Origin of the sequence: Pseudomonas sp. S5F11 (assembly GCF_019641515.1) — a bacterium.
Classification (GTDB): domain Bacteria; phylum Pseudomonadota; class Gammaproteobacteria; order Pseudomonadales; family Pseudomonadaceae; genus Aquipseudomonas; species Aquipseudomonas rhodesiae.
In genome coordinates this window covers 4,530,363-4,554,604 of sequence record NZ_JAIFJZ010000001.1, presented here as the reverse complement: position 1 = coordinate 4,554,604, position 24,242 = coordinate 4,530,363, and the positions used below count along the sequence as shown (strand labels likewise).

At 55.9% G+C, this 24,242-nt stretch carries 18 protein-coding genes and 1 other RNA gene; 11 read left to right on the top strand and 8 right to left on the bottom strand.

Annotated features, from left to right (window positions below; translation table 11 throughout):
* Nucleotides 1-2 precede the first annotated feature (2 nt).
* The 8 genes from K1567_RS20550 to radC all read left to right on the top strand — a co-directional run bounded on the left by K1567_RS20550 (nt 3) and on the right by radC (nt 6,642).
* Nucleotides 3-281: a hypothetical protein gene (locus K1567_RS20550; RefSeq protein WP_040265442.1), complete on the top strand. Its 279-nt coding sequence runs from the start codon at nt 3-5 to the stop codon at nt 279-281.
* A gap of 94 nt (nt 282-375) precedes the next feature.
* Nucleotides 376-765, top strand: a transfer-messenger RNA (tmRNA) gene (ssrA, locus tag K1567_RS20545).
* Nucleotides 766-949: 184 nt separating this feature from the next.
* Nucleotides 950-2,206, top strand: a complete 1,257-nt coding sequence (locus tag K1567_RS20540; RefSeq protein ID WP_220698824.1) for an integrase domain-containing protein — start codon at nt 950-952, stop codon at nt 2,204-2,206.
* 447 nt (nt 2,207-2,653) lie between these two features.
* Nucleotides 2,654-2,983 carry a hypothetical protein gene (locus tag K1567_RS20535; protein ID WP_220698823.1) on the top strand — a complete coding sequence of 110 codons (330 nt, stop codon included), beginning with the start codon at nt 2,654-2,656 and terminating at the stop codon, nt 2,981-2,983.
* A 71-nt stretch (nt 2,984-3,054) separates the two neighbouring features.
* Nucleotides 3,055-4,023, top strand: a complete 969-nt coding sequence (locus tag K1567_RS20530) for a DUF932 domain-containing protein (RefSeq protein ID WP_220698822.1) — start codon at nt 3,055-3,057, stop codon at nt 4,021-4,023.
* A gap of 75 nt (nt 4,024-4,098) precedes the next feature.
* Nucleotides 4,099-5,103, top strand: coding sequence for a YqaJ viral recombinase family protein (locus K1567_RS20525; protein ID WP_220698821.1), 1,005 nt, complete (start codon nt 4,099-4,101; stop codon nt 5,101-5,103).
* Between the two features lie 77 nt (nt 5,104-5,180).
* Nucleotides 5,181-6,095, top strand: coding sequence for a hydrolase or metal-binding protein (locus tag K1567_RS20520; RefSeq protein WP_220698820.1), 915 nt, complete (start codon nt 5,181-5,183; stop codon nt 6,093-6,095).
* Nucleotides 6,096-6,144: 49 nt separating this feature from the next.
* A complete protein-coding gene (gene radC / locus K1567_RS20515) occupies nt 6,145-6,642 on the top strand; it encodes a DNA repair protein RadC (RefSeq protein WP_220698819.1) in 498 nt (165 codons plus the stop codon).
* A gap of 111 nt (nt 6,643-6,753) precedes the next feature.
* Here the strand turns inward: radC and K1567_RS20510 are convergent, their stop codons facing one another.
* The 8 genes from K1567_RS20510 to K1567_RS20475 form a co-directional block, all read right to left on the bottom strand.
* The gene (locus K1567_RS20510; RefSeq protein ID WP_220698818.1) at nt 6,754-8,058 is read right to left on the bottom strand and encodes an McrC family protein; all 1,305 of its coding nucleotides are present in this window, start codon (nt 8,056-8,058) and stop codon (nt 6,754-6,756) included.
* A gap of 3 nt (nt 8,059-8,061) precedes the next feature.
* Entirely contained in the window at nt 8,062-9,201 is a 1,140-nt protein-coding gene (locus K1567_RS20505; protein WP_220698817.1) for an AAA family ATPase, read from the bottom strand.
* The gene (locus tag K1567_RS20500) at nt 9,191-9,787 is read right to left on the bottom strand and encodes a hypothetical protein (protein WP_220698816.1); all 597 of its coding nucleotides are present in this window, start codon (nt 9,785-9,787) and stop codon (nt 9,191-9,193) included. Before K1567_RS20500 ends, K1567_RS20505 begins: the two co-directional genes overlap by 11 nt.
* A complete protein-coding gene (locus K1567_RS20495; RefSeq protein WP_220698815.1) occupies nt 9,780-12,011 on the bottom strand; it encodes an Eco57I restriction-modification methylase domain-containing protein in 2,232 nt (743 codons plus the stop codon). Before K1567_RS20495 ends, K1567_RS20500 begins: the two co-directional genes overlap by 8 nt.
* Complete coding sequence (locus K1567_RS20490) at nt 12,008-13,105, bottom strand: DNA adenine methylase (protein ID WP_220698814.1); 1,098 nt, start codon at nt 13,103-13,105, stop codon at nt 12,008-12,010. Before K1567_RS20490 ends, K1567_RS20495 begins: the two co-directional genes overlap by 4 nt.
* Nucleotides 13,102-13,338, bottom strand: coding sequence for a hypothetical protein (locus K1567_RS20485; RefSeq protein WP_220698813.1), 237 nt, complete (start codon nt 13,336-13,338; stop codon nt 13,102-13,104). Before K1567_RS20485 ends, K1567_RS20490 begins: the two co-directional genes overlap by 4 nt.
* Before the next feature lie 383 nt (nt 13,339-13,721).
* The gene (locus K1567_RS20480) at nt 13,722-15,014 is read right to left on the bottom strand and encodes an McrC family protein (protein ID WP_220698812.1); all 1,293 of its coding nucleotides are present in this window, start codon (nt 15,012-15,014) and stop codon (nt 13,722-13,724) included.
* Entirely contained in the window at nt 15,011-16,849 is a 1,839-nt protein-coding gene (locus K1567_RS20475) for an AAA family ATPase (protein ID WP_220699053.1), read from the bottom strand. Before K1567_RS20475 ends, K1567_RS20480 begins: the two co-directional genes overlap by 4 nt.
* Nucleotides 16,850-17,748: 899 nt before the next feature.
* Between K1567_RS20475 and K1567_RS20470 the strand changes: the two genes are divergently transcribed.
* The 3 genes from K1567_RS20470 to K1567_RS20460 are packed head-to-tail and all read left to right on the top strand — an operon-like array spanning nt 17,749 to nt 24,054.
* Nucleotides 17,749-19,455, top strand: a complete 1,707-nt coding sequence (locus K1567_RS20470) for a dynamin family protein (protein ID WP_220698811.1) — start codon at nt 17,749-17,751, stop codon at nt 19,453-19,455.
* Nucleotides 19,456-19,468: 13 nt separating this feature from the next.
* Nucleotides 19,469-21,712: a dynamin family protein gene (locus K1567_RS20465; protein ID WP_220698810.1), complete on the top strand. Its 2,244-nt coding sequence runs from the start codon at nt 19,469-19,471 to the stop codon at nt 21,710-21,712.
* Entirely contained in the window at nt 21,709-24,054 is a 2,346-nt protein-coding gene (locus K1567_RS20460) for a dynamin family protein (protein WP_220698809.1), read from the top strand. The genes K1567_RS20465 and K1567_RS20460 overlap by 4 nt, the downstream gene beginning before the upstream one ends.
* The last annotated feature ends 188 nt before the right edge of the window (nt 24,055-24,242 follow it).

Below are 24,242 nucleotides of genomic sequence, written 5' to 3'. Positions count from 1 at the left end.
CGATGAAGCGTTCCGCTCTAGCTGGCTTGTTCATGACTGCTGCGATGCTGGCCTCTCCCGCCTTTGCCGCCGGCGACAAAGACCTATGCCAGATCAACTTGGATAAAATCAATAACGGTAAAGCGTTACTCGCCACCGATACCAGTGGCAAAAGCGGCGAAATCGACACCGCCGTGGCCCAGGCTAAAGCGGCCCACGCCGCAGGCGATGACAAGAAGTGCATCGAGATCACCTCCAAGACGCTGCAAGACCTGCAAAACAGCGAGAAAGGTGGCGAGTAAGCGTTAAGGCCAACCTTCGGGTTGGCCTTCCGTGACGGTTTGGCGTACACTGCACAGGCTTGTCACTCACTACGAAACAACGAGTTACAAGCACGGGGCCGTTTAGGATTCGACGCCGGTTGCGAAACTTTAGGTGCATGCCGAGTTGGTAACAGAACTCGTAAATCCACTGTTGCAACTTCTTATAGTTGCCAATGACGACCAATACGGTGCTGCTCTCGCTGCTTAATTGCAGCTGACATGCACTCCTGGTGCCTTCGGGCCCAGCAATCATCAGGGGATGTCTGTAAACCCAAAATGATTGTCATATAGAACAGAATCGCCGTGCAGTACGTTGTGGACGAAGCGGCTAAAACTTACACAACTCGCCCAAAGCACCCTGCCCGTCGGGTCGCCAAGGGTTAACTTAATAGACACGGCTACGCATGTAGTACCGACAGCGGAGTATTGGCGGACGGGGGTTCAAATCCCCCCGGCTCCACCAAATAATCATCTAAAGACGTCCACGGACGTCTTTTTTTGTGCCTGAAACCCAGTAAATACGGGACTTTCAGCGCTATCAGCGTCCACGGACGTCCAGGAGCAGCCACGCCTTTTGGCATTCCAAATGGCATTCCAAGCCCGTAGGTGCTAATTTTTGGAATGCCAAAATCAATTCTGGAATGCCAATGTGCGCACAAGCTACCCGCCTCACTGAACTCAAAATCAAATCTGCCAAGCCTGCTGAAAAGGACTATGTCCTATTTGATGGCGGCGGACTTCAAATGCGAGTGAGAAGCAATGGCTCTAAGCTGTGGAACTTCAACTATCGACATCCTGTGACGAAGAAGCGGATCAACATGGGACTGGGAACCTTCCCTGAAGTCTCGTTAGCGCAAGCACGCAAGGGTTCCATTGAAGCGAGGGAAGCACTTGCCCATGGCATCGACCCTAAAGAGAAACGGGATGCTGTGCTGCAAGCTAAACAAGCTGCAACTGAACACACATTCCAGAATGTGGCGACGTCCTGGTATGAGCTGAAGAAAGATGCTGTGACGTCGGCCTACGCTGAGGACATCTGGCGCTCGCTAACGTTGCACGTATTCCCGGACTTGGGCTCCACACCGATCTCAGCCATCAGCGCACCTCAAGTCATCAACCTGCTCCGGCCACTCGAAACCAAGGGCAGCCTTGAAACCGTGAAGCGGCTGACGCAGCGGCTCAACGAGATCATGACTTACGGGGTCAACTCGGGACTGATTCACGCGAACCCGCTCAGCGGTATCCGCTCCGTCTTCAAGAAACCGAAAAAGAAAAACATGGCGGCACTGCCCCCCGATGAGTTGAAAGAACTCATGGTGGCAATAGCCAATGCCAGCATAAAAAGGACAACCCGCTGCCTGATCGAGTGGCAGCTCCACACCATGACCCGGCCAGTCGAGGCAGCAACCACCCGCTGGGCAGATATCGACATAGAGAAGAAGATCTGGACGATTCCTGCGGAGCGCATGAAGAAGCGCCGCACGCACATTGTCCCGCTCACGCAGCAGGCTCTCGCGCTCCTGGAAGCGATCAAGCCCTACAGTGGACATCGGGAGCATGTGTTCCCCGCAGACCGGAACCCTCGTACCCACTGCAACAGCCAAACCGCCAACATGGCACTGAAACGCATGGGTTTCGAAGGACGCCTGGTAAGCCATGGGATGCGCTCTATGGCGAGCACCATTCTCAACGAGCACGGCTGGGATCCTGAATTGATTGAGGTTGCGCTTGCTCACGTCGATAAAGACGAGGTACGTAGCGCGTACAACCGAGCAGATTACATAGAACGCAGACGCCCTATGATGGCGTGGTGGAGCGACCACATTCAGGAAGCTGCTACAGGCAACCTGTCGGTGTCAGCTATCAGAGATAATCAAGACAAAAAAGTCGTCTCGATACGTTGACCCAACGTCAGCTCTTCGCCAGAAGCGAGCTACGGACATGCTGCCACCTCACAGGGTTGCCGATGGTGAAGGTCTCATCATGGGCGAGATCAAGACGATTTTCATACGGGACGTGATTGATGCGTTGTCTGCGTCTCTTGACCTGCCAGCCGGTCGCGGTAGGGATCCATAGCCCCATGTACTGTGGGTTCACCTGGATCAGTTTTCGCTCAGGACTGCCAGCGTCCCACATTCTTCAGAATGTCATTTTCGCCCTTCCTCATCCCTCTCAAAGCCTTCAGGACCAGTATCCGGTTTCTTCTACAGCGATAAATCAATCAAAAATCGGATCCGAAAATATTTCAAACCTATATCACCTCTGTGAACGCCCCGCAGTATGGACTGCTGCTGGGGATTTTGCGTGCCAGCTTCTACCTCGGCACGCTCATCACTTGAGAGGATTTGCACATGTTTACCCCTTGCCCAAGCTGTAACTCTGGACGCGTCATCACTAAAAATATCGGTAAACAAACGGGTGGATTGATTGGCGCCGCAGGTGGTGCAGCCAGTGGCGCCGCCGGTGCCCTGTCAGGTGCGGAAGCCGGCGCGGTACTGGGTGTAGTCGGTGGGCCGGTGGGCATTGCTATTGGCAGCATCGCCGGGGCGATTTTGGGTGGTCTGTTCGGCGGGGCCGCGGGGGGCATTGCGGGGGCCACGCTGGGCGAGCAGATCGACGACAAGGTGCTGGCCAATTACCAATGTCTAGAGTGCGGTTACAGCTTCAGCGTCAACCGTTAAGCCTTTGTGAACGGGCGTCGCTCGTTGATGAAACGACGCTCTTTCCCCTTCATCCGTAAGGAATCATTCTCATGGCTCATCTCGTTGAAACCATGGCCTACGCTGGCGCTACTCCCTGGCATGGCCTGGGCAACAACCTGCCCCGCAAACAACCTATTGAGGTCTGGCAGCGTGAAGCCGGCATGGACTGGGAGATTCAGGAAAGTCCGGTCCATTTTAAGTCTGACGCCATTGGCCACCTGGGCACCATCCATTCCTTCCCCGAGCAGAAAGTGCTCTACCGCTCCGACACCAAGGCCCCTCTGTCGGTGGTCTCGCAGCGTTACCACACCGTGCAGCCGAGAGAGGTGCTGGAGTTCTACCGCGATCTCACCGAGGTCTCCGGCTACGAGTTGGAAACGGCCGGCGTGCTCAAGGGTGGTCGCAAGTTCTGGGCGCTGGCGCGCACCGGGCAAGGCGCAACGCTCAAGGGTAACGACCAGGTCAACGGCTACCTCCTGCTCGCCACCTCCTGTGACGGCACACTGGCTACCACAGCAACGCCAACCACCGTGCGTGTGGTGTGCAACAACACCCTGACCATCGCCTTGGACGGCAGCAGCCGCGCCATCAAGGTGCCCCACAACACTCGCTTTGAACCGAAGACGGTGAAGAAGCAACTGGGCATCGCCGTCTCTGGCTGGGACGAATTTATGTATCGCATGAGGGCTTTGGCTGAACGCAAGGTGCAGTGGCATGAGGCGCTGGGTTTCTTCATGAACGTGATGTGTGAGACCAGCCCAACCGGTGCTCTGCCGGAGCAACTCCCCAATGAGCGAGCCCTGCGCAAGGTGCAGGACTTGTACGAAGGGCGTGGTCGGGGCAGTCAGCTAGAGTCGGCACGCGGCACCGCTTGGGGCCTGCTGAATGCCGTGACCGAGTATGTCGACCACGAGCGCCGTGCCCGCAGTAACGAGTACCGCCTGGACTCGGCATGGTTCGGTCAGGGGGCGCAGATCAAGCAACGCGCCCTGGATGCCGCTCTGCAACTCGCCGCCTAACCCTCACTCACATCAATCCTCGCGCCCGGTCAGCCTTGTGCTGGTCGGGCGTTTTTATGCCAACAGGTAAAGACGATGAAAGCAACGTCATTGAATAGTAGCACCCCTAAGAAACGCCCTGCCCTGCGCCTGGTCAACACCAAGGAGCTGCCCCGCGAGGACTGGTTGCAGATCCGCAAGCAAGGCATCGGCAGTTCGGATGCCGCCGCTGCAGTGGGTCTGAACCCCTACAAGTCGCAGTTGGAGCTGTGGCTAGAGAAGACCGGTCGCGATGCAGGGCTACCGAAGGCCGATCCTCACGATGAGGAAAGCCCGCTGTACTGGGGCAATGTGCTGGAACCCATCGTGGCCTGGCACTACAGCAAACGCAGCCAGAACAAGGTTCGACGGATCAACGCTGTACTACAGCATCCCGATCCGGCGCTCCCGTGGATGCTCGCCAATATCGACCGCGAGGTAATCGGTGCTCCAGAGGTGCAAATCCTCGAATGCAAAACTGCCGGCATAAACGGGGCGCGCCTCTGGAAAGAGGGCGTGCCCGAATATGTGCAGTTGCAAGTCATGCACCAGCTTGCAGTCACAGGCAAGCAGGCCGCTGATGTGGCGGTGCTGCTCGGTGGCCAGCAACTGGAAATCCATCGCATCACACGCGACGAGGCGTTGATTGCTCGGCTGATTGATCTAGAACGGCTGTTCTGGGATTACGTCATCAGTGACACCCCGCCACCGGCCGATGGCACAGCATCTGCGGAAGCGGCATTGCGCTGCCTCTATCCCGAGGATAACGGACAGACCTTGGACTTCAGCCAGCACCCGGCGCTGACCAGCACGTTCCTGGAGCTCAAGTCAGTTCGTCAGAACATTGCTCAGCAAGAAACGCGTGAGGCGCAGCTCAAGCAGATTCTGCAGCAGGCCATGGGGGAAGCCACCCGTGCAGAGTTTGCTGAGGGCTACATCAGCTGGAAGAAATCCAAGGACAGCATTGGTCTGGATGTCGAAAAGATGCTCAAAGACAAGCCCTACCTGCAGGCTCGGTACCCCAAGGCCAAAGCAGGCACTCGTCGCTTCCTGCTCGCCTGAAACAACCTTCTCACCCTAGCCACCCGGACCGTTCACGTCCCGGTGGCTTTTGTATTTTCAGATCAAGGAGCACCACCATGCTCAAAGGTTTAGCCATCACTCCGCCGGTACTCGGGCGCATTTCCATCGGTAAGGTCGTCGAGAAAAACGGCAAGCGCCTGCCCGAGAAAGATGATCAGTTCACAATCACGTCGCAAGTCCAGAGCCGTGACGGCTGGCTGCTGCATCCACTCAACGAAGAACTGCGCAATGGTCAGGACGGCAAGCTGCGCAGCATTCCGATCCGCTTGTTGTTCAACGTACCAGACCTCAACTTTCGTGCGGACTACAGCCTGTTCGACCGTACGACCGGCAGGCCGTTGTGCGTCGGCAATGGTGAAACTTGCAAGCGTTTGACCAAGGACGGCATCCAATCGCTGCCCTGCCCTTCACCCGATGGTTGCCCACTGGCCCAAGGCAATGCCTGCAAACCTTACGGTCGACTGAACGTAGTGATTGGTGATGACGACCCACTGGGCAGTTTTGTCTTCCGCACCACTGGATTCAATAGCATCCGCACCCTGGCAGCGCGCCTGCATTACCTGCAAGCCATCTCTGGCAATCGCCTGGCCTGCCTGCCGCTGGAGTTGCGTCTACGCGGTAAGTCCACCCGGCAGAGCCATGGCACACCGATCTTCTACGTCGATATCACGGTGCGCAGTGGACTGAGTTTAGAAGACGCCCTATTGGCCGCCAAACAACTGGAAGAGACCCGGCAAGCCTCGGGCTTTGACCAGAGCGCCTTGGATCACGCAGCCCGGCAAGGTTTTAACAATGGCGCTTTTGAAGACAGCGAGGAGGACAGTGGCGTTATTGTCGAGGAGTTCTTTCCCGCTGCTGAAACCCCACCCAGCAACGCAGAGGCCAAACCGACAGCGCCGTCAAAGCCCTCACTGGTTCAGAAGCTGGAGGCTCAGGCTATCGAGCACAGCACTAGGCCTTCCGTTCAGTAACGCTCTGCTCAACCTCCCCAGCCTTCCCCATTCTTACAGGAATACTGTCATGAAATATCACAAGCTCAAAGCCGGTGAAGCGAGTGGCACATACGTCATGGAGTCCCCCGTCACCGAGGCCGACATCCTGCAGATGGCGCAACAACTGGCCATGAGTCGTCTGTCTAAAGGCAGGGCACTGACTGAGCCGAAGCAGGTGTTCAGCCACCTGCAAACACTGCTGCAGTACCACGAGTATGAAGTCTTTGCCCTGCTGCTGCTCGACTCCAAACATCGGGTCATAGGCTTTAGAGAACTGTTCAGAGGTACGCTGGATGGGGCTAGCGTGTACCCACGAGAAGTGGTCAAGATCGCCTTGGAGCACAACGCTGCGGCCATCATTATGGTGCACAACCACCCCTCCGGCGACCCAGAACCCAGCCAAACCGATCTGACCCTGACCACCACCCTCAAGAACGCTCTGAACATGGTCGGCACCCGCATATTGGATCATGTGGTGGTTGGCCATGACGGATGTGTGTCGTTGGCCGAACGAGGTTACCTGTAACCCCTAAGGTTCACACCGCCCGATGGACTGCCCCTGGCTGATGCCAGGGCGGTCATCGGCACGGTACTCCGTCACTTATTTTTTTATGATCCAGCAGTTGTACTTAATAAATCACAAAAAAGCTGTGACCAACCCAGCAGCCATATTTGCAGCAAAAGCCCTGAGCGCTCCCGCCCTTGAAATCAGGCGAGTCTCAATCTGAATGCCTACAATTTGCACAGAGTCCACCACAACCTTTTCAAAGACCATACACGCACCTACGGGTTGTGGAACAGCACCTGGCTGCGCTGGATAGGCCAGAGCTACCAGGTTACATCCAGTGGCTTTGGAGAAGGCTAGCGCTTCGTAGATGTCAGTTTCACTGATGCGAAGCTGTCCCTTCTCCACATGCCCCTTGTACTTGGCATCCAGCAGCATCCTTGGCCTTGTTCCGTCCTGCTCAATCACGCAGTCTGGGTACACTGAAAGTTTGCTCAAAGCACCGGTCCTCATTCTGATCTTGGTGCCCAAGGGATAGCCCTGTTGGGGCACTACGGCACTACGACCAAAACCCAATCGTGCAGCCACCGTTAACAGATCCTCCCACACACGCCAGGTATTCACTAAATAACCAGGTGCATGGGACTGGCCCTGCTTATAGCTAAGCCCTAAACCTCCCAGAACATCGACGGACAGCTCATGCAGTGGCTTCCACGCTCGGTGCCGTGCAGGAATGGGTTTTCGACGATTAGCAGCTACGTTCTGAGGCGAAAGGTCTTCAATCAAACGCACCAATGAACTTGCAGCCGATGGGTCACTTACTTCAGGGAGTAACTCCTTGGCTGCTGCCAAGATGTCCCCATTCCAACCGTTCTTGCGATCAAAACGAATGAGCTCTTGCTCAAAACCATCAGGTGAAGGAAAGATGATCTCCACCGGATCAGGATCACCATCGATGAAGAAGTCTGCTTCACGCACCCTACGATAGCTACGTAGCGGCCTACGTTTACGGGCCTCGTACATGCTCGTGATGGAACGAGCTACTAGCGTAGACAAGTCCCTTGGAGTACCTCCTGATGCCGATAAACGCTCGGAAGCCAGGAGTCGCCCGTGGCGTGAAAGCGTGGAGAGAAAGAAGAAATCTTCGCGCCACGCAGTATCGGTATCGTCGAGCCCCAAAAACTTGGGAGCAACTTCCAGTTCCAATGAAGGAGCCAGGCGAATGAGACCCGCAAAATCGATGGCACGTGTGCCTTTGGCATCAACACTGATAGGGTTGTAGTTGAGCCTCAGGCTCGATGCAGCACGGTTCCCAGCCTCCAGTAAAAGGCTGTTGGCCTTTATGCGATCCACCCCAATGGCATCAGCAATCGCACGGCTTAGGTCAACAGGTGAACCGTACTCAACAAGGGACAGCCGTGTTCGGGGGGTTACCACGTGCTACCCCCTAGGGCTGGCAAATGCCCTAAGAGCCGCGTAAATATTGTTCTCAGCAAAGTTCTTAGGTCCTTCAAGAAGAAATCGCAAATCGTCCGCAAAAGTCGTCTCGGTGAGTTTGAACGGATTGAAGACCGGCCCATCGAGCGCATTAAGAGCTGCAGCGATGCCGCGGGTGTCCCCAAAGAACACCTCTTCCACATGTGCACGCACCTTGGCCCATCCTACACACAGCGTGCCTAAAGCCTCGTTAAGACCCAATGTTTGCGGCCTCACATTCGACATCAGCACGCCATGCCCAATCTGAAACTCTGGGCCACGTCCCAGGGCAATTTGCGCGTTTACAGCAACCCAGGCACTAACTGAAGCCTCCAAGGCATCGCTCACGCTAGTGAGCACATCAGGCAATGGATTGGCACTCTTGGCACCCAGTCCATAAAACGTCCGCAAAGCCTCTTCATCAGGCTCCAAACGCAGAGGCTCCCAGCGCCGCAAAAACGCGACATCCAAGGGTTCCACAGACGCATCGGCCTGATTCATCGCAGCAAGGATGTAGAGGTCATGAGGTAATGCGTACTCGATCACATCACCAGAGATGGGATCGAGCATTTCAAAAAACTGCGTTTCGGCACGTCTGGCCCCATCAGGGGCCAAGCGCTTGTCGGACTCCATGGCGACGATGGCACCACCGAACGCCTGGACCGCAGGGCCTCGGTTGATCTCATCAATGATCAAAAGCGCAGCACCATTGACGCCCTTCGCATGCTCACTGGCACGATACAGAGTGCCTTTCACGATGGTGAAGTCTGGGGTTCCTGCTTGCTTGTTAACTGCCGGAGTGATTCCCGACACAAAGTCACGGTACTTGGAGTTTTGGTGAAAGACCGTCCGAAATACCTTGCGATCCATCTTCGTGGGAGCAGGAATATCTTTAACAGCCCCAGCAGCGGGTGGAATCGGTATACCGCCCATAGGGTTGAGCTGTGGTGGACCACCTGCGGGAGCGACACCAAAACCCGTTTCAAAGGCCAGTGCGACTTCAGCCAAGAGCTTCGATTTTCCTGTGCCAGGTGGACCGGATACCAGCACGTTGCGGGAACGCGATAGCAGCTTTAATGCCTGCTTGCAGTCGTCACTTGCCATTGCAGTACTTGCCCGCGTTAGTGAAATCTCGGTAACCGATCACCGCGCGATTAGCAGCACGTTTGGCATTCAAACAGCCCAGCAACTCGGCAGCAACCACCGGGTCCCATTTACCCTCAATACGCAGCGTCTTTTCTTCAACGTAGTAAGGCCAAACAGATCCATCGCTTAACTGAATCAGTAGCAGCAAGATGCGGTTGCCCACACCCCCCCTGGGTACAAGACTCGTGTCAAAACAGCCGTACTCATGCACCCGAGCAATGCGACCTTCTGATGGACGCACATCAGTAGGAGTCTCAAAGAAGGAGTCCTTACGCATAACTTGGCCGCTAACGTCATGCCAAAAGAACTCGCCTTGGAACACGTCGATTTCTTCGACCACACCATCGCGCTTACGATTTTCCTTTGTCTTCTTCGGAAACATCTCCGTGATAACAGGCAGCAGTGTTTTAAAGGAGCCAAAACGAAAATCGCGAGCCCCACCGCCCGTGTCGGAATCGTTGGACTGGGCGAGAATTTTCCTCAGGTCTCCAGGGACAATTTCCTTGTACAGAATTCGAGCAACATGCCCAGCTCCATTAGCCATGAATTTTGGATCCTTCTTCTTCGATTTCTTCGCCCCCTAGGGCGAGCTCAGAGGGGACATAAGCAATAGCCCCCAACGCACGTGCCTCCACCGCACGGTGCGACCAAACTGTAGACTGGCTGCCTGTGCGTTTTGCCATTGCAGCCAAAGCACTATCTCGGGTAATTGTGGACTTGTCCTCACCAGGGACTCCCACCTGCCCCCGATCCAAAAGCGGGAAATCTTGGAACATTAACTCCATGTCCTTTAAATCGAGCCCATATGCCACAGCCACTTCCGCATCAATCTCCCCACGAAGCTGGGCTGAGCGCTCGTAGGTTTCACGAGTAGCCCCCGCACTGTCGAGTGTGCGTAGTTCGCGTGCAGCACTCACCAGCCTCTTCCAAGGCAAGCCATCTTTGGCGAGTTTTGGCATGGGCACGCTTTGCAGCAGAAAGTAATTCACCGTCGTAGTGAGCACGCGGCGAAGCATCCAGTCAAAGGCAAAACTGTTGGCGATCGATACCCACACCAGCAGCCGTTCTTCCGATGGGTCCTCAGGAAAAAGAATCGTAGGCACCTTATTACCACAGACTACACCTGCAGGGATTAACGAGGCCATGAGTGAGCGCTCATTCGTCTGTCCCGCGATATCGCAAAAGCCGGCACGCAGCACCTCAACACGGTGCTTATTAGCACGGGGCATGTCAGAGGGCGAAATCCAAAACTGGGGGGAAACGCGTGACCCTCCAATGGCATAGGCCTCCCATAACGCACTGCGACCAGTGCCAGACACGTGCCCTTTTACACCGAAACGATGTGCCTGCACCATCCGCCCTTCCACCAGTGGCAGGGCGCCAGGCGTGGCACGCCCAAGGAACTTAGGACGCTCCTTGGTCATATCAACTTCGCGGCAAAACTTCGGGATCCAGCCGTAACCAGGCTCGTCCCACGAAACACCTGCTTCGCTGATCTTCGAAAAGAGCTTCCACTCAGATACGCTACGAACCTCAGGCAGGCTCAAATCGCCCCGAATACCCGCAAGTGCTGCACGCCCAATGGTGGCAGCTCCCGTGATCTCCAAGCTCGTAGGGGTGCCCCGCTCATGCATGAGGGTAATGGGCTCACGCTTGCTCTTTTGAGAGCCAGCCTTCGTGAGAGCCACCGCCAGGAACTTAAAACGCGTGTCGATGGCAAAGAACCGTGCACGGTTATCGATGATCGACATGGACACGCTTTGGCTCGCATCAAAAATTTTCTGCCGCATGGCACGGGTTCCTTGCGAGCGAATGAGCCCCCCAGGGATTAGTGCAACCACTACACCCTGCCCTTTACAGAGTTCAAAGAAGAGGTCAGTGAAAGCGATGTAGAGGTCTGGCTCTCCATTTCCCAAATCGGGATAGCGAGCCAGCAGGCGACGAGAGTAATTCGCTACCTCATCGCGCTGCTGGGCAAATCGCTCCTCATCAAGCCCATGAATGTGGGCCCCATAGTGACGCTTGGTACCTGAAGACTTCAAGAACTCGTGCCGCGAGAGCTTGACCTTCTCCCATGGCGGGTTGCCGATCACTGCATCAAAACCCTCTGGAGCCATGGCAATCCAAACCTTGCGATCTGCCATCAAGCTATCACCACAGTACCAACGTGCACGCATAGCTTTAAGAATCGATACATCATCAGTGAACGACGCAAGTGCAAGTAATGCCGCACGCAAAGAGTTGCCCGAAAGATCCGCTGCACACACACCATAAGCTAACCAATACGCAGTCTTGGCTCGGTCCATCCCACATACTGCGTGAGTCAAGGCCGCCAGCAAAATTCCTGCGCCGCAGGCCGGATCAATCACCTTGCTCTTGTATGAGAGCTTGGGGGCAGCGAGCTTCGCCAGTCGTGTAGCCAGACGAAAGTCAGTATGGTAGGCGCCCGTGCTTTTTCGATCCTGCTCATGCAAGGCCTCTCGCGCTAGGACACTCAGTGCCAAAGCAGGGTGAATCGGTGAACGCTCGATGGCACTTGCCACAGGTGCAGCAAGCTCCAAGAGCTCTGCCGCTGAGCTCTTGCTTCTGACCCCAAAAGTCTCGTGAAACGCCGCCAAGTCAAACCCACCAAAACGCGCTGATGCTGCCTCCAAAACTTGAAGCCGAAGCTCGAAGCTGGCAGCGCCATGAGCGCTACCAACAGCCTTTGTGAGAGCTGCCTCCGCTGAGGCCAGATACTCCGCTTCAACGGGACGAGGTGCGCTCATGCGTAGTTCTCCAGGAGTACGGGATTAATGGTTTTTTTAACTGCCTCGGGCTGAGCTTTGAGCAGCTGTACCGCAGGCCGCTCCACCACCACCAAAAATTCGCTCACGTCAGAGGCAGTGCTACTAGCCACCTTATTGGGACGGTAACGACCAATGGCTCCCAGGGGATGCATTGTGGACGTGCCGATCTTTGAGAGCTCAGACTCGATGTCTTGCATGCAGATATGCCCTTCACTGCTGTACGAGAGCAGAACCTTTTGAGCCTTCAAGCCTTGCACCAAACGTGAGAGCGTTTGCAGAGCACGAGTCTTGTAGCAAAAATCTGAAGCCAGTTTCTTCCAAGGACGAAGCCCTGCAACCCCCTTTACCTCAGGTTCATCACCCAGAGCCACCGTTTCAAGGATGTGGTAATAACTCGCGTACTGCCGCTTAGTGTATGGGGGATCCAAATAAACTAAATCATGCGCCGCGTTGGGCACATCAAACACATCACCCACAGTAGCCTCAACACACACGCCTCTCTTTTTGAGATCACGGCAGCGCATAGCGATTGTGTCTTGCGATTGGTTTGTCCATTTGGAAAGAAAGCAGCCAAAGGTGCCAGCGATATTGGCCACCCTATTCAAAGCGCCGAATAGGTCTGCAATAAGCAACCGCTCCTCTACCTCATCAATAGTGCCTGCTCCCGCCCAATCGGCGATCTGCGCCCGTATAGCATCGATTCGTGCCGCATTTTCCTGCGTGAAGTAGCGTCGCTCAAGGCCACAGGTGTCCACCGATGCGGGACTGTACTCGCGCCACATAAAGCCATGCTTGGGCTTAGCCGCATTGAGTTTAGCGATGGCCTGGGTATAACCACCTAGCTTCTTGAAAGCCGCTTGATCAGCACTGATTAACCGAGCCCCTGAAGAAATCACTGCTGAATGCAAACTGTCGTTGATACGCACGTCCCATCCCAGATCAGCAGCGGCTTCAGCAACCACCCCTGTGCCACAGAAAGCGTCCACAAAAAAGGCGCCCTGTTTAGGGAGCCCCATATAGGTCGTTATCTGATCAATGAGCCTGGACTTCGAACCAATGTAGCGAAAAGTCATGCTACTGCTCCCTCGTGCGGTTTACGGCCTGGACGCATCCGCTTGGAAGCAGGAGGATGGCTTTTTTTGTCCTCAGAGGCGATGCCGTTGCGGTCACAGTAGTCACACAGCAGCACTTCGAGCATGTTGACCATACTGCGCTGTTGGTGGTCTGCGACCTCCTTTAAGACCTTCTTAAAGGTCGGAGAGACTCGCAGGTTGAGGGTTTCGCTCTTGGTGTCGGTGAATCGCATAGGGTGGCGCCACGCAAATGTCTGTGCAGTTGCGTCAGTGTACATACATCCAGCATTTTTTTCCTCAGAGATTCAGAAAAATGCCAGCACCTCGAAGACTGCGAATTCCTCAGCAGCGTGATTGCTCAATTTCACTAGCGCGCATCACCGATGCCGATGGCGCCCCTACCACTGCCCGTTCCCGTTGTTGTTGATAACCACTCTGCTGGAATAGTTCAGCACCAAAGACATTGCAAAGGGCTGTCAGAGCAGGCTCACACCGAAGCCATGCTGGCAATCTCCATAAACCTTGGTGGCTACCGTGCAGTGGTAGCTGGTCCTGTAAAAAAGTCAGCCTGGCCCTGCGGGTCATCACGACATAGACAGTAAGTTGAATTGTTCTCTCAGGCCGACCCCGCGATCCGCTCCGCCAGCGGCAAATCTGCTAGCTCGCCCCCCAGCAACTTGCCTTGCTCCAGATCGAACGGCAGAACCCAAAGCTTCAACTGCTCGGAAAATATGAACGGCTCAGTCAGGGCAACAGGGAAACGCTCGGTCTTTGGGTAGATCAGCACCATCTGGCCCGTTCCTTTCAGGTAGGTCTGCCCATAGGCGTACATCTGGTAGAAGTCGGCCTGGCTCAACCTATACTTACTGGACCGATCCGAAGTGTCGAGCAGCTTCCACTTGGCATCCATCACCCAGGTTTGCTTTTCAGACTCGAGCAACAGATCGGGCTTGAGCTTGAACATCGGTACCTTCTGATGTGTACACAGCGAATGCCTTGCACGCTGCGGCAACAACTGCGCGCCTGCAAGCAACTGTCTGTTTAACAGCACCTCTACATAATGCTCGAACAGCTTTTCCATCGGAAACAGCATGCTGATACCACGCCAATCCCCGCTCACCGACAATGGCGACTGCTCGCCCAGGATAAGCTCGCACCAGGGTTTGATCGGCTGGTAATGCGCCATGAACCGGTCGTTGCGCCACAACTGTAAGTCCTTGCGCATATCGCGGCTCGCGGGCACTTCCAGCAGCAGGCTACGGAGTTCGTGAGCCAGCCGCCAGTTACCCGGTTCCTGGGTACTCTTGCATACCTGCTCCAGCGCCAGCTTAAGCAAACGGTTTTCTGGACGGTCAGGCAGGAATACATCGTGACGGATTTGGAAATGATGCTGGCGTCCCGGTGGTTGACGCGCCTGCGCTACGAAATTGAGTTGACCACGTAAAAAACGCTGTTCCTCTTCAATGCGCTGGTAATCGAAACGCATGCCGCGTTTGGCCAGATAGTCCAGCGCCTCTAGAAACTGGCGCATGACCCATTCCGACAGTGGCGCGTCAAAGAGCTTCAGATCAGCCGCGCCTACCTCTCGTGTGGGCAGCTTCAGTGCCGTCTGGATCATCCGCTGCAACAGATCCCGACTGCCCTCTAAGCAATCCATACGCTCGGTATGCTTGGGAAGAATCTCCAGCTGTGTGCCGCAGGGTGTTTCTATTACACCAACGTAGTTGTCCAGCTTGAGTGAGCACCGCCCCTCGACCTGCAACAAGGTGGCGCCAGACTTGCTGAATGAGGCGCTCAACTCGCACAGCCAGTTGAAGGCACTGACCGTTACCTGGGCGCAGTCCAGCGAACGCTTGACCGGCTCGGTGGTCAGCCGGGCGTATTCGCGAACGGTGATCTGCGTGATCACGCTTCTTCAGCCTCTAACGCGTCTACTGGAGCCTCTACCTTTGCCCGTACCTCAATGATACCGGTATAGGCGGAAACTCTATGGAAGGCGGCATCGTTAACTGCCCAAGGCAGGTTGTGCGCCGAAACTTTCACATCGGTACCGAACAACGACTGGACATCCCGCTGGCTCTGGTAAACAAAGCGATCGGCTGCAGCCTTACGGTGGTCATTCAGCACCCACTGGATGCGCTGCCAGTCCTCAAAGAAGTATTCCTGCAGTAGCGGCAAAATATGGTTGCGGAAGATCAATGCCAGCCTTTCCAAGCGATCACCAGCCTCTAGCGACATAAAGTAGGCATGCCCCAGACAATGGTCACGGTCCAGCAAAACCTCGATACGATGGTTCATCACCCGCAGCAGCTGGCCAATATTCACGCCCTCGACCGTCAGGCCATCCAGCAGCGTCGGCCTTGGCGGCATTTCACGGAAGTTGAAGCGACGGCGCAGGGCGATATCCAGACCGGCTAGTGATCGGTCGGCAGTATTCATGGTGCCGATGAGGTAAACGTTGGCTGGCACACTGAAGGGCCTCTTCGAGTAGGGTAACTCGACACTCAGTGCCTCCGGCGCCCCTTCGCGCTTGGAGGGTTCAATTAAGGTAATCAGCTCGCCGAAGATACGCGAAACATTGCCGCGATTGATCTCGTCGATGATGAGCACATGGGGTTTTCGCTCGCTACTGGAGGCTATCGAAGGCTCCTGCGGCATTACTCCCTGCTTTTCTAGGTAGCTGAGCAGGTCCGCCCAACTGAAGCGCCCCATCGCATAGACCGTCTTGAGGGTGAACTGCCGGTTGTCATTAAGAGGCAGGATCGATTGTTTCACATCCCGGTACAGCCATTTCACTGAACGCACGTGTTGATAATCCGCAATGATTCCGGCTGGCCCCTTCTCCTCGTAGCGATAGTCACTGGTGACCACGCCCACGGCGCCGATCTGGTCCGCCGAATGGATGCACAACAAGATGTCACCAACGACCATTTCTCCGGCGAAGTAACTCAGGGTGCCTTTATCGCCCGAGCCCAGCTTCTGGTAATACTGGTTCTGCTCTGGGTCCTGCCGCAGATCGCCTGTCTTCCCCCAACCAATTCGCGCCTCGCCATGATCCAGGCAATAGGTCTTGGTCTGTGAATTACCTGTGCCATTGATGGAAATCTTCCAGATACGTGGATTGCTGCGTATGCCAATGTCGGATTGGTCTCCCTGAGTGCGCGCGTCATCGCACAGGCGCTTGAACACCCCGGGTTCAACCTTGTACTGAAGCTGCTTGTCCTCATCGTCGCTTTCAGCGCGCAGACCTTCGACGAAGTCTTCATAACTGAAGCTCTGGTGGAAGGTCACGAAGCGAATCCGGCCATCCGTTGATAGGTTGTCGAAGCGCTCCTTGAGCGCTGCGCGATCCTCCCGGTTGGCGGCCAAATACTCTGGATCAAGAATTTCCAGCGCAGCGTCTATGGTGGCGTATGTTTTGCCGGTGCCTGGTGGGCCGAAGAGAATCTGGTTCAATGCAAGGGAGGGCGAGCTATCTGCCAACTTTGTACCAACTTCAACGCCGCTCTGCTGGGCGAGGTACTTGCAGTAGTCCAACCATTGTTTGAGTCCATTCTGTACGTTATTGCTATTGCTGGAACCGATCCGCGCATGCTCACCTTGCGGTCCGTAGAGCTGATACAGTTGAGTCAGCTCGTCTATATCGTTGATCTCAAAGACCTTCTTGCCACAGTGATTCGATACTGTGTTGACGCCGGACAAATAGGCGGTGGCGGTACTTGGCATCTTGCCCATTGCAATCATCCAGTCCTTGAATTTCTTGCTTTCCAAATCGCTCACAGGGTGTTCTCCAGATTCGACTTCGCCTCCAGTAAACGCAGCTGGCCGGCGATCAGGCGCGGCAGCAAAGTGCCGCGGAGTTGGGTGAGGGCCTTGGGAGCCCGACGGTTCGCATACATCCGCTCGAAGACGGGAGTCGCCTGCAAAGGCCGCAAGCAATGCTTTATCTGAGTCTGGATTTTATTCCCGCCATTACTCGGTGTCCGCCGTGCTTATCGCCCTGGCCTCAAATTCCTTAAGCTTTAATTACATTTCGCCGCCACTAAAAAATGAAGCCTTCGCCAAATGCTTATTGGCGAGAAAATAGCTTGGCCGGCTTTCGTTCTATCCCTACCGCTTGCAGTTACACGTACAGCGGCTTAATACTGGTTAAACATACAGGTAAATTTTTCAATCATGCACCTCCGCGCAAGGCCTTGAAAATGCGCGTTGCATCTGAAGACCCCCCGGGATATGGGCGTTTTGTTGACAGTTTACCATGCCGAGTCAAAGTGCCATCATACAAGCAGAACAGATTGCGCCGATCTATTGGTTTCACACAACGCAATCTCATCCAGGAAGCGATATGCCATCATTTATTGGGCATGCGCGATCAACACCCTACAGACAAGGACGTGTGCATGCCTTTGCCCTCCCCTTCCATTGCACTCAATGCTTCTGTGCCAAGCAGTGACGCACTGACCTCGTGAACGGCCCTGAACGCGACCCGAATGCGGCAACTGCGGTTGTAACCTTCTCGGGCCGGCCCCCTTCTCGCACGACGGGAAAAGACCAGCGATTACTTGCATATCCCAGCGCATAAGCCTCTGTGCACCCTATGCCATGCCTTCGCGCAGACCATCAACACTTAAAGGAATATCACCATGCTCGAAAGCCAGAAAGAGTTCGCCACTTACTTGAAGAAAATGCAGGTGCTGCTCAATGACCAAGCGTTTTCATTCGATCAGTCATTGCTTCCAAAAGTGATGGAGACCGAGCTTGTAGTGCCCGTGATCGGGGCCTTCAGTGCCGGTAAGAGCTCGCTGTTGAACGCGCTGATGGGCAAGGACATCTTGCCGGTCGGGATTGCGCCAGAAACTGAACTGGCGACCGAGCTTCGTTATTCCTCCGAGCCTTATCTGCTGGCCATCAAGCCCGACGGCGTGCAGGAACGTTTGCCTGTTGAAGCACTGAGTACCATCAACCGTCGTTCCAGCGAGTTTTCTCACTTGCGCCTGTACCTCGACAGTGAGGCGCTGAAAGCCATTGCGCCCCTGGTGCTGGTCGACATGCCTGGCTTTGGCTCATCGCTGGAAAACCACAACAAGGCCATTGCTTACTACCTGCCGCGCGGTGTGCACTTCGTGGTGCTGACCAGTATCGAGGACGGCAACATTACGCAGTCGATGCTGCGTAAACTCGACGAGCTGAAAACCTACAACACCGACTTCACCTTCCTACTGAGCAAATGCAACCTGCGCGCCGCCGACCAGGTAGAAGACGTACAAGCCTACATCGACGACCAGCTCGGGGTGTATTTCGGCGAGCATTACCGCAGCATCCCCCTCGGCAACCGGGGTGGCGAGGAACTGACGCACGCGCTGACCGCCTTGCAGCCCGACGCGTTGTTCTCGCGTCTGTTCATCGACATTCTCAAAGACCAGAACTTCGAAGTGCTGGCGCAGATCAACCTGGCGTTGAGCATGCTGAAAAAGGACAAGGCCGAGAGCGAGCAAACCGCACGCGCACTCGAACAGGCCCTGGCCAAGCTGCTGGAGCAGCGCAAGGACGTCGAGTCGGACCTGAAGGATCGCTACTCGGGAAAAATGCTCGACCGTAGCCTCCGCGGCCTAGACAACTCCCTCAACGACTCCCTCGACGAGCTGGTCACCTTGGGTAGCAGTAAGAACCCGAGTGCCCTGTCGAATGCACTCTCCGACATCATCCGCAGCAGCCTGTCCAGCACGATCAAATCTGAAGTGCAGGACATCTCCACCAACATGGTCGACCGAATTGCCAGCAACCTCAGTGCCACCAGCAGCCAGATGTCCGTGCTGGACATTAGCGGCAACTGGAGCGAGGAGCTTTCCAACAAGGTCAAATTCTCGCTGGAGCGCACCACGGAAATGCTCAGCGACTGGTCGACACGCCTGAGCAATCGTGCCGAGGAAGACAAAAACAGCGGCGTCATGCTCTACCGCAGCCTCTCTACCGTGCTCGCTGTCACCACCACCGTAGTCAATCCGCTGGTAGAGCTGGTGATCATCTTCTTGCCCGAAATTCTCAAGATGTTTAACGGTGGCGGTAACGAGCGCGAGAAGTTTCGCCAGAAGCTGACCGGCGAAGTGTTCCCCAACATCAAGGCGGAACTGCGCGGGAAAATTCCGGCAATCATCGACGAGCAGCTCAACGCCATGCTGAAGAAAATCAGCGACGGTTTCGAAGAGCAGATCACCAAGCAAAAGCACGTTATCGACTCAATTGCACAGGAAAGCCTGCAGCTTGAAGCGCAGATCAGCGAGAAGACCGCTGTGCTGGAAAACCTTGCCACCGCAGTAAAAGCCGCTGCAAACGAACACCTCTACAAGTAAGGCGAACGACCTAATGGATTACCAATCACTCGTCGCTTTTAGCGAAAGCCTGCACACGCTGGCAGCAAGCAACCAGGACCTGTTTGAGCGCGAAATCGAGCAGTTCAAGCGGCTGAACGGCATCGACCAACCGCAACAGCTCGCGCAAGCGTGCCAGACGCTGCAGGACCAGAACCGGCTGATGAACATCGGTATCGTTGGCCGTGTGAAAGCCGGAAAGTCATCGCTGCTCAATGCGCTGATTTTTAATGGCGAGCCGATCCTGCCCAAGGCCGCAACGCCCATGACCGCTGCACTGACCACCATTACCTGGGGCGAAGTGTTCCAGGCCAAGGTTGAGTTCTACAGCGAAACGGACATCGCCGCGATCCGCTTCAAATCGGACCAGTTCGAGCAACGCCTGGCCACGCGCAAGCGCGAATGTCTGGAAGAACTGGTGAAGCGTCGAAACGCCCAGGCCAATGGCGCGCCCCTCGATATGGCGCAGCTGACGAGCATGGCCGATAAAAAAGCCTTGAGCGAACTGCAACGCGAAGAAGGCTTGTTCGCGGCATACGACCAGTTCCAGCGCATGAAGAAGTCAGAGCTCGATGCAGCCACCCTGCACCTGCACAGCGAGATTCAGGCAGGTAACCCGAAAGAGCTGGCGGCGCTTTTGCATAACTATGTCGGTGCCGACGGTACATACATGCCGTTCACCAAGACGGTTCATGTCGCCATGCCGCTGGAGGCACTGCGCGATATCTGCATCATCGATACCCCCGGCATGAACGATCCGGTCCAGTCGCGCGAAGAGCGCACGGTCGAATTGCTGAAAACCTGCGACGTAGTGTTCATCGTCAGCCCGGCTGGCCAGTTCCTCAATGAGCAAGACCTTGAGGTGATGGGGCGTATTACCCAGAAGGAAGGCATTCAGGAACTGGTACTGGTGGCCAGCCAGATCGACACACAACTGTACGGCAGCGAAAAACGCGCGCGCTTGAGCGATGCCGTGGAAGCCATCCGTGCCCAGCTGTCGGCACGGGCACAGAGCACCCTTGCAGACCTCAAGATGAGCAGCCCGGAAGTGGGCTCGGTGTTCGACAACCTGATCGGATCAGTACACCGTAACCTGCTGCATAGCTCCGGCTTGTGCCACAGCCTCAACCGCCGCTTCGAAACGCCCGAAACCTGGGACTCGAACGAGCAGGTGACCTGGGACAACCTGTCCACCGATTACCCGGATTACTTCACTCGTGACAACCAGGCACTGTCGTTGAGCAGCCTGGACAGCTTGGCAAACATTGACGCGATCAACGCCATGCTTGCCCAGGTGCGCGAGAAGAAAACGGAGATCACACGGGAAAAAATCGCCAACCTGATGGTTCGCAAACAAAAGAACCTTGAGGCATTCAAGGCGCTGATCATCACCCTGGCACGCAACCAGGTCATCCAGATCAAGAACGCCAACGTCGATCAGCTGGACGAACAACTGGCTTCGCTGGAATCGAAACGACTGGATCTCTCGCTGGAACTGGATGTCAGCTTCAAATACACCATGGCCGACTACCGCCAGAAGTTGCGTGACGACATGCGCAAGACAGCTGCGCAATTGCTTCGCGAGACGCAGTCCTCTGTCAAAGACGCGGAAGGCTCTTTCAGTGAAACCATTGTCGTCGACAACCCTGGGGTTGGCAGCTGGTTTGCCCGCAAGCTTTGGGGCGGCGGCACTACCGAGAAAACGGTCGTCCGCGCCAAGATCATCAGTAGCCAGGTCATCTCCACCATCAACGAGTTCATGAACGACATCCAGGATGAGCTGGGCGCCAAGGTGGAAAGCTCTCATCGCGGGTTGAACGAAGAGCTGGCCCGGACCCTCACGCCCAAGATCCGTGAGGTGCTTGAACAGGATGCCAATGCGCAAATGATCAAGCTCGCGATTCTTTCGATCATTCAATCGATTCCTGACGATGACTTTGATTTGGGCATTCCGTTGCCTGACTCCCTGAAAAGCAACGGCACGCTCAAGGGCTACGAGGCCGAACGTTTCAAGGATGCCGCCGATGACTTCATCGGCTCGTTGGGTAGCAAGGTCAAAAGCAAGATCAGTTCGTTCATCAACGATGTTGAACGCAACGCACCTTCCACCATCTCCAACTCCTTCGTCGATGAGATTCAACGCCGGATCAATGTGCTCAAGGATCAGGTCGACAACGCGGCTCAAACCATTGACCGGCTTGAACGTCTGGCACGCAAGGCCGAAGAGGTCACCCTGTGAGCAACCCGCCAGCCATTCATGAACAGGCACGCTCGACGCTGGAGTCGCTGTCCCGCTTCTGGCAGTTCAAACGCAAGAAGCTGGCAGCTGAACTTCAGGGCCACCTGGATGATGCCCAGTGCCAGCTCGACACGTTTTTCAGCACCAATCAGCAATTGTCCGCGCTGTGCGCGGGCCAGAACGACGAAATCGGCGAGCTAAAATCGCGCAACGGCTCGCTAGTCGATTCGTTGCAGCTTGAAACAGCCAATTTGGCCTCGACCTCCGAAGCGTTAGCGCAGGAGAAGGGCAAGCTCCAGAAGGCTATGCTCGCACTGGCCCAGGCCAAGGTGTACGCCAAGGATCTGGAAGAGCGGCAGGCTCAGGCCATGACCCAGATCGCAGGACTCGAAGAGCACCTTGCCGATCACAAGCAGGAGCTTGTCGACAAAGAGCGGTGCATTCAGGAACTCCAGCACACCCTGGCCGATACTCGACAGCAGATCGAAGCGCTGAACAACGTCAAACAGCGGTTGACCGAGCAGTGCGCCGAGCAGACTGAGCAGATCCGCACGCTGGAGTCGCGCAATGAGACGCTCAGCGACCAGTTGCAGGCAGAACAGGCCAATACGGCAGAGCTGGAAGCACGCAAGGACCAGGCGCTTGCCGAGATCGCCACCCTTCAACAGCAGCTAGCAGATCGCAAGCAGGCGCTGGTGGAAAAAGAACAGCGTATCGCTGAACTTGGGCACACCCTCTCGGACGCGCAACAGCAGATCGAAGCACTGAACGATGCCAAACAGCAGTTGGCCGAACAGTGCACCGGGCAGGCTGTACAGATCGACTCGCTGGAGTCGGACAATGAAGCGCTAACAACCCAGCTGCAGGCAGAACGAGCCAATGCGGCCGAGCTGGAGGAACGCAAGGCACAGGCGCTGGCACAAATTGCCGAGCTGGAGACGTACCTGGAGGAACATAAGAACCAGTTGATTTCCACGGAGCAGAACGTCGACCTACTGGAAAGCCTGACCGAACAACTGAAGGCCTCCCAGCAGCACCTGGAAGACAACTACGCCGACATCAACAAGCAGCACCTGTCGCTAACCGAGAAATTTTCCCTGGTGAGCAAAGTCCTGGCCCAGCAACCGCCCGGTAATGAAGAGCTGGCCAAATTCGCCGACCTGATCAACCACGACTATATGGAATTCGCCAGCCGAGAATCGTCGTTGGCCGGTGAAGCCCAAGCAGTGCTCGACATGCAGGCGATCCTCGCCGAGATGCAGATGCTGAACAACTTCCCGAGCATTGCCGGCAAAACCATCCTGAGCATTGCGGGTGGTTTCAGCAGCGGAAAGTCGGCGTTCGTCAACAGCTTCATCCGTAACCCGAGCGTGAAGTTGGCGACCGGCATCAACCCGGTGACCGTGGTCCCCAGCTACGTGGTGTGCTCCGAAGAAACCCGGATCAAGGGTTATTCGTATAACGGTGGGGCCATCGACCTGGAGCCCAGCCTGTACGCGTCGATGTGCCACGAATATGTTCAGGCCTTCGGCTTCGACCTGCGGCGCATCCTGCCCTTCATCAGCGTCAAGGTTCCCATGGACCCGGAGCTGTTCGGCAACCTGTGCATCATCGATACGCCCGGCTACAACCCGGGTACCACGGGTGGGGCCGCGGCCTCCGACCGTAGCACTGCAGCCTCCCTGGTCAATCAGGCATCGGCGCTGGTCTGGGTCATCGGCCTTGACCCGGCCGGGACCATCGACCAGTCCGACATCGAGTTCATCGAGTCCACGCCGTTCCGCGCAGAGTCGCTGTATATCGTGTTGAACAAGGCGGATGTGAAGTCTCAGGACGATATTCTCGAGATCATGGAGCAAGTAGCCGACGACCTGAGTTTCGCGGGTATCGAGTACGCCGGCATGTGCGCCTATTCGTCCACGCGCAAGAAAGACTACCCCTCCAGCGGCCTGACGTTCGAGCAGTTCCTGCGCTCGATCAACCGTAAAGTGGATGTAGTCGGCAAGGTTAACAGCAAGCTCGATACCGTATTCGATGCCTACAAGCAGGCCATCCAGGCCGATATTGCGCAACTGGAAGGCCGCAAGGGCGAGTTCAATGCGTTCAAGCTCGATGCACTGGAAATAGGCGGAACGGCGCTGTTTGACAGAATTGATCGAGCATTCCCCATCTCTGAGCAAATGTTCGATTCTTCCGGGCTGGAAAAACTCGTTGATGAATGCGAAGGCCTTCGTCGAACGCTCAAGCTGGCCGCTCGAAAAGCCCTGGAGGTTTGCGAACTCGTTCGCACCAGAACCTCTGTCGAGTCTGATGACTTCCTTCGCACTCGAATACGCCGCTAAACGCCGGCACACAGCGTGTTACTAACCCAGGCCTGCCTGCTGGCAGGCCGTTGCTGGCCAGGGCGCTGAACCCTGGCCTGTGCGCTCAAAATCGCCGCCGCGCCAGCAACTCCGCCAACGCCCCTTCAAGCCACCCGGCGGTGCGCATCTTCAGTGCCTTGCTCCCGCACCTCGGGCACTGGTCAAAC

Bases quoted from the DNA above. Each gene is read 5' to 3' on its own strand.
- K1567_RS20550 (WP_040265442.1), top strand. From the start codon at position 3: ATGAAGCGTTCCGCTCTAGCTGGCTTGTTCATGACTGCTGCGATGCTG.
- K1567_RS20540 (WP_220698824.1), top strand. From the start codon at position 950: ATGTGCGCACAAGCTACCCGCCTCACTGAACTCAAAATCAAATCTGCC.
- K1567_RS20535 (WP_220698823.1), top strand. From the start codon at position 2,654: ATGTTTACCCCTTGCCCAAGCTGTAACTCTGGACGCGTCATCACTAAA.
- K1567_RS20530 (WP_220698822.1), top strand. From the start codon at position 3,055: ATGGCTCATCTCGTTGAAACCATGGCCTACGCTGGCGCTACTCCCTGG.
- K1567_RS20525 (WP_220698821.1), top strand. From the start codon at position 4,099: ATGAAAGCAACGTCATTGAATAGTAGCACCCCTAAGAAACGCCCTGCC.
- K1567_RS20520 (WP_220698820.1), top strand. From the start codon at position 5,181: ATGCTCAAAGGTTTAGCCATCACTCCGCCGGTACTCGGGCGCATTTCC.
- radC (WP_220698819.1), top strand. From the start codon at position 6,145: ATGAAATATCACAAGCTCAAAGCCGGTGAAGCGAGTGGCACATACGTC.
- K1567_RS20505 (WP_220698817.1), bottom strand. From the start codon at position 9,201: ATGGCAAGTGACGACTGCAAGCAGGCATTAAAGCTGCTATCGCGTTCC.
- K1567_RS20500 (WP_220698816.1), bottom strand. From the start codon at position 9,787: ATGGCTAATGGAGCTGGGCATGTTGCTCGAATTCTGTACAAGGAAATT.
- K1567_RS20495 (WP_220698815.1), bottom strand. From the start codon at position 12,011: ATGAGCGCACCTCGTCCCGTTGAAGCGGAGTATCTGGCCTCAGCGGAG.
- K1567_RS20490 (WP_220698814.1), bottom strand. From the start codon at position 13,105: ATGACTTTTCGCTACATTGGTTCGAAGTCCAGGCTCATTGATCAGATA.
- K1567_RS20485 (WP_220698813.1), bottom strand. From the start codon at position 13,338: ATGCGATTCACCGACACCAAGAGCGAAACCCTCAACCTGCGAGTCTCT.
- K1567_RS20475 (WP_220699053.1), bottom strand. From the start codon at position 16,849: ATGATTGCAATGGGCAAGATGCCAAGTACCGCCACCGCCTATTTGTCC.
- K1567_RS20470 (WP_220698811.1), top strand. From the start codon at position 17,749: ATGCTCGAAAGCCAGAAAGAGTTCGCCACTTACTTGAAGAAAATGCAG.
- K1567_RS20465 (WP_220698810.1), top strand. From the start codon at position 19,469: ATGGATTACCAATCACTCGTCGCTTTTAGCGAAAGCCTGCACACGCTG.